The following is a 13,014-nucleotide window of genomic DNA, read 5'->3' on the forward strand; positions in this document are numbered from 1 at the left end:
CCGGCCAGCGAGCTATGGTTATTCGATGTAGAGACCTTTGGCGAGGGAATAGGTCTACATCTACGTTCTCTATGCGTCGCCAGACTACTGTACTTAAATGGGAACAACCCTTAGGCGCAGCAGATATTCGGTGCCGTTGAACGGATCTGGCCCCGAACGCCGCCGCAGGCGCGGCGGGCCGGCGATCGGGGCGTAGTGATCGAAAGAGGTTTCCATGGTCCCCGCCCCGCTGGTCAGGCCCGGCAATTGCTGCCGGACGCTTTGGACCATCTGAGACGCCATGGTGCCCTCGAGCCGTGCGACGCCATCGGCGATCACCGAATCCGTCGTCGCCGCCGCCGATTTTGCAAGCAGGGTGAGCACGCCGCTCAAGTTCTCCATGGGCGCGACGAGATGAAAGCGGTCGACCGGCTCGCAGAGGACGGTCTGTGCGGCCGATAACGCCGTTGCCAGCACCCACGGCGTCAGCTGCCGGAAATCGGCGGCGGTGCTTGCGGGCGAGCTGTGGCGGGCTGCCGTCATCGCCACGTGGCAATCGGCGACCTGCCAGCCGAAAATCCCCTGCTTCAGCGTCTCGAACACGGTTTCCTCGACCGCCCGGTAAAAGGCGACCGGCATCTGGCCGACATCTACTTCGAGCGCGAAGCTGTTGCCTGCTCCAGGGGCGCGCGGCTCGACGCGCAGGCCGACGGTCGCGAGAAACGGATTGGGCTCCTTGAAGAGGATCTGCAGGCCGCTCCCGGTCCCCAATGGCCTCTCGACCAGGATGACCGTGCTCTCCTCGAACCTTGCCTCGAGGCCGAAATCCGTCAGCAGGGTCGATTGGATAACCTCCTTCTGCACCTCGCCGTAAAGCGACACGTAGACTTCGTCCGCCTCCTCGTTCCGGCGCAGATTGATCAGGGGATCCTGTTCGGCCATCTGGTTAAGCGCCAGCCAGAGCGCCGCCTTGTCGGAAGGCCGACGGGCAAGAACGCGGGTTTCGAGCGCGGGCGGCGCGAAGTGAGCCCACTCGCCCAAAGGATTTCCGCCCACAGCATCACCGATGCGGGCGCCGGCAAGGCCGCTGACGCGCGCGATCTGCCCGGCGCGGAGGCTCTCGGCGCCATGAACCCGGCCGGCCTCGAACACATGGATCGCGGTAACCCGTTCCGGGCCCTTGGGCAGGCCCAGAGATTGCCGGAGCCGCACCGTGCCGGAGTTCAGGTAGATGTAGGAGAGCTTTTCCCCGCCCCAGCCGCGTTCGATCTTGAAGATCTTGCCCGCCACCGGACCATCCGGATCGGGGCGCCGCTCGGGCAGGATCGTCGCAATGGCCGATGCCAAAGCGGGGATGCCGGCGCCGGTCATCGCAGCGCCCGCGAAGACGGGATGCACGAGGCCTCTCGCCACTTGGTCAGCCAGGCAGCGCCAGAGCCTTGCCTCCGTCAGCCGATCGGGAGCGACGACATAGTCATCGAGCAGCGCCTCGTCATTTTCCCCGAGCGTCTCGCAGAGCGCCGAAAACAGCGGCTCGTCTCCCGGAGCGAGCGCCTCCACACGGGCAAGCTTGGCTCCGGCGTCGATCACCGAGGACATAGCGATGGGGCGGACCGCCAGCTGCGCGGCAAGAACCTCCATCACATCCCGATAGCGCGCGCCGGGACGATCGACCTTGTTGACGAAGAAGATGAAGGGAACGCCGAGCCGCCGCAGCGCCCGGACCAGCACGCGCGTCTGCGCCTGCACGCCTTCGACCGCCGAAACGACGACGACCGCAGCATCCAGCAATCCCAGCACTCGCTCGATCTCGGCGATGAAATCGGGATGCCCAGGTGTGTCGATCAGATTGACGACCCTCTCGCCGATCACAAAAGACACCACCGCGGCCCTGATCGTGATGCCGCGTTGCCGCTCGAGTTCGAGAGTGTCCGTCTGTGTATTGCCGGTATCGACGCTGCCGAGCTTGTCGATCACCCCGGCGTTAAAAAGCAGTCTTTCGGTAAGGCTAGTCTTGCCTGCATCCACATGGGCGAGGATGCCCAGATTCAAAGTGCGCATAAACCACCAACTTCTCGGAAATTCGGATGTGATTTTCGTGAGAAGTGAATCGGCGCATTGAAACCTCTACCCGTTGCTACGGCTGGATGCGTAACTCCCGGTGGTTGGGAGACGCGGGTGAAATGTTAAGGGTGTGTGCGGAGATATGTCAAGGTTGGGTGTATTGCATTTACGGTGCGGGCGCGCCGGGAGTGGTTTCCTGTGTCGGGGGCCGTGGAATACCCCTTTGCTTTGTCATGCCCGCGCCCTTAAGGCTTGCCCAAGATATGTCACAGGAATCCAACACCGTATTTGCACGGCGAATAAAAATCTCCCGTCTACCCCTCCTCCCGCATCGTCTCCCGCTGGGTGATCAGCCGGGCGCTGTGCTGGCCGCTGAGATAGATCCACAGCCAGCTCCAGGCGACGGAGAAGCGCGAGCGGGTGCCGATGAGGAAGTAGATGTGGGCGATGCCCCAGATCCACCAGGCGATCCAGCCCTTGAGCTTGATCCGGCCGAAATCGATGATCGCCGCACTCTTGCCGATTGTCGCCAGGCTCCCCTGGTGCCAATATTTGAAAGGCGCCGGCGCCGGTTTGCCGGATATGCGGGCGCGGATGACCTTGGCGACGTAACCGCCCTGCTGCTTGGCGGCGGGCGCAATGCCGGGCACCGGCTTGCCGTCCTCGCGCATGACCGACGCGGTATCGCCGACGACGAAGACGTCGGGCAGACCAGGCGCGCTCAGATCCTTCTCGACCACGACCCGCCCTGCCCGGTCGGCTGCAACATCAAGCCACCGCGCCGCCGGCGAGGCGGTGACCCCGGCTGCCCAGACGATCGTCCGGCTGGCAACGAAGGTCTCGCCGATCTTCACGCCGTCGGCGTTGCATTCGGTCACCGGCTTGCCGAGATGGATCTCGACCCCGAGTTTCTCCAGCGCCTTCTGCGCATAGGCCGAAAGCTCTTCGGCGAAGGTCGGCAGCACCCGCGGCCCAGCCTCGACCAGCACGACGCGGGTCTTGCGCGTATCGATGTTGCGGAATTCCTTGGGCAGCGTGAAATGCGCAAGCTCGGCAATAATGCCGGCCAGCTCGACACCGGTCGGCCCGGCCCCGACGATGGTGAAGGTCAAAAGCGCATCGCGCACGGCCGGATCGGACTCCATCTCCGCTTTCTCGAAGGCAAGCAGCACGCGCCGGCGGATCGTCGTCGCATCCTCCAGCGTCTTCAGGCCGGGCGCCACCGGCTCCCATTCGTCATGGCCGAAATAGGCATGCGTCGCTCCGGTGGCCAGCACCAGCGTATCGTAACCAAGAGTCATGCCGTTGCGTAAGGAAACAGTCTTCGCGCCACTGTCGACGCCCGTGACCTCGCCGAGCAGCACCGTCACGTCAGGCCGGTCTGCATAGAGGCGGCGGATCGGCCAGGCGATCTCTGAGGTGGAGAGAATGGTGGTCGCCACCTGATAGAGCAGCGGCTGGAAGAGATGGTGATTACGCCGGTCGACCAGCGTGATCCTGACGCCGGCACCCTTCAACCCGTTGACGAGCTGCAGCCCGCCGAAACCGCCGCCGACAACGACGACATGATGATCGCTCATGACCTGCCCCTTTGCGCCATTTCGCTCAAAGTCAATGTGGCCTTCGCCGCAAAGGTTGCAACTGACGTTTCGGCATACCTCCCCTGCATCCCGGTCGGTGGAGCTGACTCAATCGGCGTACCCCACAGGGATTGCCGTGCCGCCCTTCAGAAGCTCCATCGAGATCGAGGCCGAGACGTCGAAGAGCTCGATCTTGCGCACGATCTGCTTGTAAATCACATCGTAATGCTCGACGCGCGGCAGCACGATCTTCAGGATGTAATCGTGGTTGCCGGTCAGCCGGTGCGCTTCGACGATCTCGGGAATGTCACTGATGATCCTGCGGAAGGTCTCCGTCCATTCGTCGGAATGATGCGCCGTCTTGACCAGAGCGAAGACCGTTGTCGGCACACCCATCTTGTCCCGATCGAGCACGACGATGCGCCGGGCAATATGGCCGCTCTCCTCCAGCCGCTGGATGCGCCGCGAACACGCCGACACCGAAAGCGCCACGCGCTCGGCAAGATCGGTCACGGATATGCCCGCATCCTTCTGCAGCATGTCCAGAATGCGTCTGTCGCGATCATCAAGCATGTGTCGAACATAAACCTCTCGCCTCTTTTTTGCATGATTTCATAAAATGACGCAAAATCCCATCACCAATCTGAAACGAGAGACAAACAACGCAAACACGCCGCGCCGGGATTGCGGCATCATTTCCGAAGTTCAGAAGCATGGAGAGCATGAAGAAATGGAAACGATCGGCCTGATCGGCGGCATGAGTTTCGAAAGTTCGGCGGTCTATTACCGTATCGTCAACGAGATGGTGCGTGACCGCAGGGGTGGCCTCGCCTCGGCCGAACTCATCCTGCATTCGGTCAACTTCGAGGAGATCGTCGCCCTTCAGAAGGCCGGCGACTGGGATATGGCTGCCCGTCGCCTCGCCGACGTGGCTCTGCGCCTGCAGATCGCCGGCGCCGGCTGCATCCTCATCTGCACCAACACCATGCATCTGATTGCCGACAAGGTCGCGGAGAAGATCTCTGTGCCACTGATTCATATCATCGACGAGACGGCGAAATCGCTGCATGCGGCCGGCCGGAAGCGCCCGCTGCTGCTCGCCACTCGCTACACGATGGAGCACGGCTTCTACAGCGACCGCATGAAGAGCCTTGGTATTGATATTATGGTGCCAGATGCTGGCGACCGCACGACCGTGCACGACATCATCTTCAACGAACTCTGCGCCGGCAAGGTGCTCGACAGCTCTCGCGACAAACTCATGGCGGTGATTGCACACGCCATCGACAACGGCGCCGACAGCATCATCCTCGGCTGCACCGAGATCTGCCTGATCCTCGATCCCGACCATTTGCCGCTGCCGGGCTTCGACACCACAGCGATCCATGCGCGGGCGGCGGTCGATTTCGCGCTCGGTGCAGACGAGACCGCGGAAGAAGAAGCGGCCTGACATCAGCGAATTAGTTGACTCAGTCCATTAAATGCAGGAAAAGATCTCCATCTGGAGATTCTTGTCAGCTTGTTGACAAACCTCGTTCTTGACTCGGCCTCATGCCGAGGATCTGCTGCACCCGATGCAGATGCTCGGGACAAGCCCGAGCATGACGAGAGTAGTTGGCCGACTTTATCAGCGGTCTGACAAGATCTCCATTTGGAGATCATCATGTCTAACCTATCGCTCATCGAAACCGCCCGCGATTTCAACCGCTTCTATACGAACTTCCTCGGCCTCTTGAACAAGGCCTATCTCGACACGCCCTTCACGCTAACCGATGCCCGCATCCTCTTCGAGATCGGCTCGCATGGGGGCATCAGTGCTGTAGCGCTCGCCCGCGACCTGCAGCTCGACCCGGCCTATCTCAGCCGCATCCTAAAGCGTTTTCGCGCCGAAGGGCTGATCGAAACCAGCCCCGACCCGGCAGATCTTCGCAGCCAGGTCATCATTATCACCGATCAGGGACGAGAAACGTTCGAGGAACTCGGCCGACGCTCCAATGCGCAGATCGCCGCTCGTTTCGATCGCTTGGCGACTGGCGAACCGGAGGCCGCCGTCTCCGCCATGCACACGATCCGCGCGCTGCTCGACCCGGCGGCGAAGCCCGCCCCGGCCATCATCCGCGCCCACCGCGCCGGCGATATCGGCTGGATCGTTCAGAGCCAGGGCCGATTCTACGCAGAAGAGTATGGCTGGGATCTGCGCTTCGAGGCGCTGGTCGCCGAGGTCGCCGGAAAATTCCTCGTCAATTTCGATCCGGCCAATGAATATTGCTGGATCGCCGAACGCGGCGGCATCAATGTCGGTTCGGTCCTCGTCACCAATGGCGGCGACGGCATCGCCAAGCTTCGCCTGCTCTATGTCGACAAATCAGCCCGAGGTCTCGGGCTCGGCAAACTGCTGGTCGACGAATGCATCCACTTCTCCAGGCAGAAGGGCTACCGCGAACTCTCGCTCTGGACCAACGACATGCTGGAGACCGCCCGCGCCATCTACGTCAAGGCGGGCTTTCGTCTTGTCTCCGAGGAGAGACATAAGATGTTCGGCCCCGAGGCGAACGGCCAGAACTGGGTGCTCGATCTCTGAATTTGCTGCGTCGCAGAAATTTCACTTGATTTGGAAACGTTCATTCCCTAATTAGGCGCCATGACCGTTGCCACTCTCACACCAGAAGCAAAGACCCGCAGCCGTGGCCGTCCGCGTGAGTTCGATATGGACGCAGCACTCGATGCAGCGCTGCGCGTCTTTTCCGAACGCGGCTACCATGCCGCCTCCATCAGCGAATTGACCGAAGCAATGGGCCTTGCTTCGGGGAGCATCTACAAAGCATTCAAAGATAAGCGCGGCATCTTTCTCGCTGCTTTCGCCCATTATCGAAAGCTCGGCCGACGGCGGCTGGAAGCGATGATCGCGTCTGCGAAGACCGGTCGCGAGAAGGTCTTCCAGATGGTGATGTATTATACCGAGCTCTCCTATGGCGAAGCCGGCCGCAAAGGCTGTCTCGTCGTTGGCGGCGCCAACGACTTCGCCCTGCTTGACGAAGAAGCCGCTGCCCACGTCGTGACGGCCTTTGCCGCGGACGAAAAGCTGATGGCCGATCTCATCCGCACCGGCCAGGCAGACGGCACCATTCCGAAGACAGTAGACCCGGATGCCGCCGCCCTCGCCTTCCTCTGCTTTACCAAGGGCCTGCGCGTCATCGGCAAAACAGGACGCAGCAGAGAAGAGATGATGTCTGCGGCCGAGGCCGCGATGAAGCTCGTGACCTGAACAGTCCACACCGTGGACGAGAGAAATACCGGCATTCGGTCAAGGATCGGGTGGCCGCAGCCAGCATTTTTGCATTCAATCCTTTCAATCTTTGAATACCGGAGTTTCTGATGAGCATTTCAGCCACCACGCCGGATGAGGCCATTCCCAGGGCGCTATCCCCCTGGCTAACCTTCCTTTTCGCCGCCGCCTGCGGGCTGGTGGCCGCCAATCTCTATTACGGCCAGCCGCTGGCCGGCCCGATCAGTGCCGATCTCGGCTTCACGCCTGCCGCCACCGGTCTGATCGTCACGCTGACACAGATCGGCTACGGCCTCGGCCTGCTGCTGATCGTGCCGCTCGGCGACCTCACCGAAAACCGCCGTCTGGTGTTGATGCTGATCGCCGTCTCCGCAGTCGCGCTCATCGGCGCGGCGCTGTCGTCGACGCCCACGACCTTCCTCATCGCCTCGCTCTCTATCGGTCTTTCATCTGTCGCAGTTCAGGTCCTGGTTCCCTTCGCCGCCAATATGGCGCCGGATGCAACGCGCGGCCAGGTCGTCGGCAACGTCATGAGCGGCCTGCTCTGCGGCATCATGCTCGCCCGCCCCTTCGCAAGCTTCGTCGCCGAGGCCTCCTCCTGGCACGTGGTCTATTACGTCACCGCAGCGCTCATGCTCGTGCTCGCCGTCGTCTTGCGCATCAACCTGCCGGTTCGCGTGCCGAAAACGAAGCTGCGCTATGGCGAACTGCTCGCCTCCATGGGCCATTTGGCGCTCACCTCGCGCGTCCTGCAGCGCCGGGCGCTCTATCAGGCCGGTATGTTCGGCGCCTTCAGCCTGTTCTGGACGACGACGCCGCTGCTGCTCGCAAGCCCGGCCTTCGGCCTGACGCAGAACGGCATCGCCCTCTTCGCGCTTGCAGGTGCGGCCGGCGCCGTCGCTTCGCCGATCGCCGGCCGGCTTGCCGACCGCGGCATGACGAAGATCGCCTCGACGCTTGCCATGCTGCTCGGCATGGCTGCCTTCCTGATCGGCCATTTCGCCAGCGATGGCTCGCTTGGTGCTTTGCTGCTCTTGACGGCAGCGGCAATCCTTCTCGATTTCGGCGTGACGACCAATCTCGTCTGTGGCCAGCGCGCCATCTATGCGCTGAACCCGGAACACCGCAGCCGGCTCAACGGCCTCTTCATGGCAACCTTTTTTGCCGGCGGCGCGCTCGGCTCGGCGCTCGGCGGCTGGGCCTATGCGACCGGAGGCTGGACGATGACGGCCTGGATCGGCTTCTGCTTCCCGGCGTTGGCCTTCCTGCTGTTCCTGACGGAAGGACGCGGCAAGTAGAGGAAAGCGGTCTATTTGTCGGCGGAATCAAATTGAGAACGGGCGGCGCGAACGGCATCATGGTTCGCTTCCGCCCAGTTCAGAAGCTGCGACAGCGGCTGGTAGAGGGAGCGTCCAAGTTCGGTCATCGAATATTCGACGCTCGGCGGCTTGGTCGGGAAGACCTCGCGGTCGATATAACCATCCCTCTGCAGGTCGCGCAGCGTCTGCGTCAGCATGCGCTGCGATATATCGGGGATCATCCGCCGCAGCTCGCCAAAGCGATAAGGCCGATCCGCCAACACCTCGAGTAGCAGCGTCGACCATTTGCCACCGATCTGCTGCATCATGTCCCTGACCGGGCAATTGCCGAAATCGAGGCCCGCGAGATCGATCTCGCGCCGCGCCCCCGGCACCCTGTTCTTCAGACTGACAACCGCACCGCTCATCTGCTGGTTCCCTTTTGGTAACGTAGAGCCTAAAAACTGCCTCCTTTACACAGCCAGGTCAATTCCTATTCTAGTGTTACTCTCTTTTTGAGACCACTGGCACAACACAGCCAGCACAACACAGAAGGAAACGACGTATGAGCGAAATCATCCTGGTCACCGGCGCTGCCGGGCAGCTCGGCCAACGTGTCATCCATCACCTCATCGAGACCTACAAGGTCGCTCCCGGCAACATTGTCGCGGCGACGCGCAGCCCGGAAAAGCTCTCCGAACTCGAAAAGAAGGGCGTCGTCACCCGCAAGGCCGATTTCGATGACGCGGCAGGCCTGGAGAAGGCTTTCGCCGGCGTCGACCGGCTGCTGATCATCAGCACCGATGCGCTGGACACTCCCGGCAAGCGCCTCGCCCAGCACAAGGGCGCCGTTGCAGCGGCCGTCAAGGCTGGCGTCAAGCACATCGCCTATACCTCTATGCCCGCGCCCGAGGATTCGCTTGTCACCTTCGCGCCCGATCATCTCGGCAGTGAAAACGCCATCAAGGCAAGCGGCATCGCCCATACGATCATCCGCGACGCCTGGTATCACGACAATTACCTGCACGGCATGCCGCACAACCTGCAGGGTGGCAAATGGTATAGCGCCACGGGCGACGGCAAGGTCTCGACCATCTCGCGTGACGACTGCGCCCTGGCGATTGCCGCAGCCCTTGCCTCTGGCACCTCGGAGAGCGCCACCTATACGCTGACCGGCGCGCAATCGCTGAACAACCGGCAGATCGCCGCCATCGTTTCCGAGGTCGCCGGCAAGCCGCTAGAGGTGATCGACGTCAATGATGAACAACTCGGCCAGGGCATGCGCGGCGCCGGCCTTCCCGGTTTCGTCGCCGACATGCTGGTTTCTGCCGACGCCAACACCCGTGCCGGCAAGTTCGACATCGTCACCGAAGACTTCACCAAGCTGACCGGCAAACAGCCGCAGCCGCTGAAGGATTTCTTCGTGGAGCACAAGGCGGCCCTGACCGCCTGAGGCTATGCCGCCCATTGAGCCTTTCGCTGCATCCCTGCGCTTGCTGCAGGGATGCAGCGCCACCGGACTTTTGACGCGAAAAACTTCTTCATTTCAGACTCTTCCTGCGCGGCGCACTGTGTGAATCGCGATCAGAAGCGTCGCGGTTCGATTCCAGTCAAAGCACTGAAAGAGACGCCCTAATCAGACCGCCTGCCCGCAGGCCCGGCAAAAGCGCCGCACCGTTTCCGCCATGCCATATTCCAGCGCATCGGCGGTCAGCCCGTGACCGATCGAAACCTCGGCAAGAGCGGGAATGCGCTTCACCAGCGCTGGCAGGTTTTCCACTGTCAAATCGTGGCCGGCATTGACGGCGAGGCCGATTGCGAGGGCTGCATCGGCCGTCCGTCCAAGCGCTTCAAGAATCGGGCCTGCCCGCTCCGGCGCGTCGAAGCAACCGCCATAGGGGCCGGTATAGAGTTCGATCCGATCGGCGCCGACCGCCTTGGCGATCTCAACCGCCTGTGCGTCCCCGTCACCATCGGCAAACAACGACACCCGGCATCCCATCGTCTTCAGCCGCGCGACGGCATCCGTCAGGAACGCCTGGTGCTTGCGGAAATCCCAGCCGTGATCGGAGGTCGCCTGGGCGGGATCGTCAGGCACCAGCGTCACCTGCTCGGGTGCCGCCCCGGCGCAGAGTTCGAAGAATTCCTCTGTGGGATAGCCCTCGATATTGAACTCGGCCTTGGGGAATTCGTCGTCGATCAGGTTGCGGATCACAGGCAGGTCGGAAAAGCGGATGTGCCGCTGGTCGGGGCGCGGATGCACCGTCAGGCCGCTCGCACCAGATTTCAGCGCGATACGCCCGAGCGCTTCGACGCTCGGCCAGGGCAGGTCGCGCCGGTTGCGCAGCATGGCGACGGCGTTGAGGTTCACGGAGAGCTTGGCGGACATGGCGAGATCCATCGGTCACGGAAATGGGAGGCCCCTGCTTTTAAGCCAACTGCTCCGCGATGGCCAACGAGATTCACAAATGGATGCGATGCCAATCGCTGATGGGCACCGAAATTACGCTGAGCATTTGCCGCGCGCGTACCGCAGATAGTAAATCCCGTCGGCTTTGAAGAGGACCGCCAGATCCCGCAGTGCAGCACATGTTTTTGTGCAACACACCCAAGAACCCGGCAAAATATGCCGGTAAAGTTGCTATCCCATTTAAAAGAGATTATTTTTAGCACTTATAAAAAAGATCGTTCACGCATAACGTGGACATCGTATCGCGTAGAGTACGCCGCGTACTGCTTCTTTCCCACTGAGAAGAACGCCTAGAGGAAACCCCACTCGCCGCGCATGGGAAGCAACTGGCAAAACCGCATGAGGTGCAACAACATGCCCCAGGAGGGTTCATGCCAGACGGTTCCAAACGCCTGTTTGCCACCGCCGGTATCGCTTCGGAGGCCCGATCGAAATATCGGTTCCTGCCTTCAGCCGCGCTACCGCCGGATCTACCGGACGGTCCGGTGCCCATTGCCGACATGGCAAACGCATTCGGCGTCACGCACAGGACACTGCATTTCTATGAAGAGAAAGGGTTGATTTCAGCCAACCGCATCGGCCTGATGCGGGTCTACGGCCAGGATGATGTGATGCGCATGGCCGTCATCACAGTCTGCCGCGATACAGGCATGCCGATCGCCGTCATCCAGGAACTGATGGACGAACTCCGCAACGCTGATTCGCAGGAAACGGCCGAGGCGATGTTCCGCGAGGCCTTGCAGGTACGCAAGCGCGAACTGACGGCGGAGATGTCGACGCTGCACCGCCAGCTCCAGCAGGTCGGCGACCTCCTGGATTACGACGGCAGCGTCGAGGAGCCGCCGTTAAACGACAATCAGGACAGTGCAAGCCTGACCGCAGAGGAGCGGCGTTGCCTGGAACTGATGGCGGAGGGTTATTCCACCCAACGCATCGCCCGGGCGCTCGACCTGAAGCATGACGAAACCCGTGACCTGGAGGCCGGAATCATCCTGAAATTCCGCGCCAACAACCGCTTCCAGGCCATCGCCAAGGCAGTTCTGCTCGGAATCGTGCAGGCCTGAATCACGCCCCGACGGCCGCCACCGTCTCCTCTTTCTTCTGTCCGATCAGCAGATGCGACCTGCGGGTGCGATGGGATCAGCGAACGATCGTCAGCGTCTCCGCCGCGCGGGTGATCGCGGTATAGAGCCAGCGTTCCCGCGTGTCGCGAAACGCCCAACTCTCGTCGAAGAGCACGACATCATTCCATTGAGAACCCTGCGCCTTGTGAACGGTGAGCGCATAGCCGTAGTCGAACTCGTCATAGCGCTTGCGGGTGTTCCAGGGGATCTCGCCCTCGACGTCCTCGAAGGCCTGTTTCAGCAGCTTGATCTTTGCAGCCCCGCGGTCCATGTCATCGTCTTCGGGGCGGACGAGCAGATTGATGCCGGGCTTCGTCGTTTCCTTGGACGAGGTCATTACCTGCCAGAGCGAACCGTTGAGCAGGCCCTTAGCTGGATCATTCCGCAGGCAGACGAGCTTGTCGCCGGTCTGGGGATAATCGGCATTGAAGCCTTTCAGCTCGCGCAGGCGCTGATTGTAGCGCCGACGCGTCCTATTGGTGCCGACGAGCACCTGGTCGGCGTCGAGGACCAATTGCTGCGTCACCTCGTTCTTCGAGATCACCTTGGCCGTGCCGTAGTCACCGTACATCACCTCATTGCCTTCGCGCACCTGCATGGCGAGCTTGATGATCGGATTGTCGCGCGCCTGGCGGTGGATATCGGTGAGCAGGTAGTCCGGCTCCTGATTGGTGAAGTAGCCGCCACCGGTAACCGGCGGCAACTGGCCGGGATCACCGAGCACCAGGATCGGCGTGCCGAAGCTCATCAGATCCTTGCCGAGCGCCTCGTCGACCATCGAGCATTCGTCGACGATGATCAGCGCCGCCTTCGCGACCGGGCTCTGCCGGTTGATCGAAAACATCGGCGCGATCGAGGTCTTGCCTGTTTCCTCGTCTTCCACCGCCTCCTCGCCGCGCGGCCGATAGATCAGCGAATGGATCGTCCGGGCGTTGGAGGCGCCGCGCGAGCGCAGCACCTGCGCCGCCTTGCCGGTAAAGGCGGCAAACAGCACGTCGCCATCGACATTCTCGGCGAAATGCTTGGCAAGCGTCGTCTTCCCTGTCCCGGCGTAGCCGAACAGGCGAAAGAGCGGCGAGCGCCCTTCCTTCAGCCATTTCGAAACAGCCTTCAGGGCTTCGTCTTGTTGCGGCGCAAATTGCATGATCGCAGGACTTGGCAGGATTCGCCGCCTTTAGGCAAGGCGGAAACTGGCGAGCAAGGCACCAATGAC

Annotated in this window: 12 protein-coding genes; 6 read left to right on the top strand and 6 right to left on the bottom strand. The window is 61.8% G+C overall.

What is annotated here, in order from left to right; all coding sequences use genetic code 11:
• Window positions 1–93 precede the first annotated feature (93 nt).
• The 3 genes from AB8B31_RS13870 to AB8B31_RS13880 all read right to left on the bottom strand — a co-directional run bounded on the left by AB8B31_RS13870 (window position 94) and on the right by AB8B31_RS13880 (window position 4,196).
• Window positions 94–2,040: an elongation factor G gene (locus AB8B31_RS13870; RefSeq protein WP_130652735.1), complete on the bottom strand. Its 1,947-nt coding sequence runs from the start codon at window positions 2,038–2,040 to the stop codon at window positions 94–96.
• 317 nt (window positions 2,041–2,357) lie between these two features.
• Complete coding sequence (locus AB8B31_RS13875; protein WP_018242775.1) at window positions 2,358–3,623, bottom strand: NAD(P)/FAD-dependent oxidoreductase; 1,266 nt, start codon at window positions 3,621–3,623, stop codon at window positions 2,358–2,360.
• A 108-nt stretch (window positions 3,624–3,731) separates the two neighbouring features.
• Entirely contained in the window at window positions 3,732–4,196 is a 465-nt protein-coding gene (locus tag AB8B31_RS13880) for an Lrp/AsnC family transcriptional regulator (protein ID WP_018446488.1), read from the bottom strand.
• Window positions 4,197–4,353: 157 nt separating this feature from the next.
• On the opposite strand from AB8B31_RS13880, the gene AB8B31_RS13885 reads away from it, so the two are divergent.
• The 4 genes from AB8B31_RS13885 (at window position 4,354) to AB8B31_RS13900 (ending at window position 8,207) form a co-directional block, all read left to right on the top strand.
• A complete protein-coding gene (locus AB8B31_RS13885) occupies window positions 4,354–5,073 on the top strand; it encodes an aspartate/glutamate racemase family protein (protein ID WP_026230679.1) in 720 nt (239 codons plus the stop codon).
• Between the two features lie 213 nt (window positions 5,074–5,286).
• Window positions 5,287–6,204 (top strand): bifunctional helix-turn-helix transcriptional regulator/GNAT family N-acetyltransferase, encoded by a 918-nt coding sequence (locus AB8B31_RS13890; RefSeq protein ID WP_112904056.1) that lies wholly within the window; start codon window positions 5,287–5,289, stop codon window positions 6,202–6,204.
• Window positions 6,205–6,264: 60 nt separating this feature from the next.
• A complete protein-coding gene (locus tag AB8B31_RS13895) occupies window positions 6,265–6,888 on the top strand; it encodes a TetR/AcrR family transcriptional regulator (RefSeq protein WP_028732791.1) in 624 nt (207 codons plus the stop codon).
• Window positions 6,889–6,998: 110 nt separating this feature from the next.
• Complete coding sequence (locus tag AB8B31_RS13900) at window positions 6,999–8,207, top strand: MFS transporter (protein ID WP_018446492.1); 1,209 nt, start codon at window positions 6,999–7,001, stop codon at window positions 8,205–8,207.
• A gap of 11 nt (window positions 8,208–8,218) precedes the next feature.
• Here the strand turns inward: AB8B31_RS13900 and AB8B31_RS13905 are convergent, their stop codons facing one another.
• Window positions 8,219–8,635: a winged helix-turn-helix transcriptional regulator gene (locus tag AB8B31_RS13905; protein ID WP_018446493.1), complete on the bottom strand. Its 417-nt coding sequence runs from the start codon at window positions 8,633–8,635 to the stop codon at window positions 8,219–8,221.
• Window positions 8,636–8,772: 137 nt separating this feature from the next.
• Between AB8B31_RS13905 and AB8B31_RS13910 the strand changes: the two genes are divergently transcribed.
• Complete coding sequence (locus AB8B31_RS13910) at window positions 8,773–9,660, top strand: SDR family oxidoreductase (protein ID WP_018242782.1); 888 nt, start codon at window positions 8,773–8,775, stop codon at window positions 9,658–9,660.
• Between the two features lie 183 nt (window positions 9,661–9,843).
• Here the strand turns inward: AB8B31_RS13910 and AB8B31_RS13915 are convergent, their stop codons facing one another.
• Complete coding sequence (locus AB8B31_RS13915; RefSeq protein ID WP_026230680.1) at window positions 9,844–10,596, bottom strand: pyridoxine 5'-phosphate synthase; 753 nt, start codon at window positions 10,594–10,596, stop codon at window positions 9,844–9,846.
• Window positions 10,597–11,048: 452 nt separating this feature from the next.
• Here AB8B31_RS13915 and AB8B31_RS13920 point away from each other — a divergent pair, with 452 nt between their 5' ends.
• Window positions 11,049–11,741, top strand: coding sequence for a MerR family transcriptional regulator (locus AB8B31_RS13920; protein ID WP_018446495.1), 693 nt, complete (start codon window positions 11,049–11,051; stop codon window positions 11,739–11,741).
• Window positions 11,742–11,817: 76 nt separating this feature from the next.
• Here the strand turns inward: AB8B31_RS13920 and AB8B31_RS13925 are convergent, their stop codons facing one another.
• Window positions 11,818–12,945, bottom strand: coding sequence for an ATP-dependent DNA helicase (locus AB8B31_RS13925; protein WP_018074216.1), 1,128 nt, complete (start codon window positions 12,943–12,945; stop codon window positions 11,818–11,820).
• Window positions 12,946–13,014 lie beyond the last annotated feature (69 nt).

It is taken from the genome of Rhizobium sp. 62_C5_N11_2, from assembly GCF_051811185.1.
GTDB classification, from domain to species: domain Bacteria; phylum Pseudomonadota; class Alphaproteobacteria; order Rhizobiales; family Rhizobiaceae; genus Rhizobium; species Rhizobium leguminosarum.

Coding starts and splice junctions, on each gene's coding strand:
- AB8B31_RS13895 (WP_028732791.1), top strand. CDS start 6,265: ATGACCGTTGCCACTCTCACACCAGAAGCAAAGACCCGCAGCCGTGGC.
- AB8B31_RS13880 (WP_018446488.1), bottom strand. CDS start 4,196: ATGCTTGATGATCGCGACAGACGCATTCTGGACATGCTGCAGAAGGAT.
- AB8B31_RS13900 (WP_018446492.1), top strand. CDS start 6,999: ATGAGCATTTCAGCCACCACGCCGGATGAGGCCATTCCCAGGGCGCTA.
- AB8B31_RS13890 (WP_112904056.1), top strand. CDS start 5,287: ATGTCTAACCTATCGCTCATCGAAACCGCCCGCGATTTCAACCGCTTC.
- AB8B31_RS13925 (WP_018074216.1), bottom strand. CDS start 12,945: ATGCAATTTGCGCCGCAACAAGACGAAGCCCTGAAGGCTGTTTCGAAA.
- AB8B31_RS13870 (WP_130652735.1), bottom strand. CDS start 2,040: ATGCGCACTTTGAATCTGGGCATCCTCGCCCATGTGGATGCAGGCAAG.
- AB8B31_RS13905 (WP_018446493.1), bottom strand. CDS start 8,635: ATGAGCGGTGCGGTTGTCAGTCTGAAGAACAGGGTGCCGGGGGCGCGG.
- AB8B31_RS13915 (WP_026230680.1), bottom strand. CDS start 10,596: ATGTCCGCCAAGCTCTCCGTGAACCTCAACGCCGTCGCCATGCTGCGC.
- AB8B31_RS13910 (WP_018242782.1), top strand. CDS start 8,773: ATGAGCGAAATCATCCTGGTCACCGGCGCTGCCGGGCAGCTCGGCCAA.
- AB8B31_RS13875 (WP_018242775.1), bottom strand. CDS start 3,623: ATGAGCGATCATCATGTCGTCGTTGTCGGCGGCGGTTTCGGCGGGCTG.
- AB8B31_RS13920 (WP_018446495.1), top strand. CDS start 11,049: ATGCCAGACGGTTCCAAACGCCTGTTTGCCACCGCCGGTATCGCTTCG.
- AB8B31_RS13885 (WP_026230679.1), top strand. CDS start 4,354: ATGGAAACGATCGGCCTGATCGGCGGCATGAGTTTCGAAAGTTCGGCG.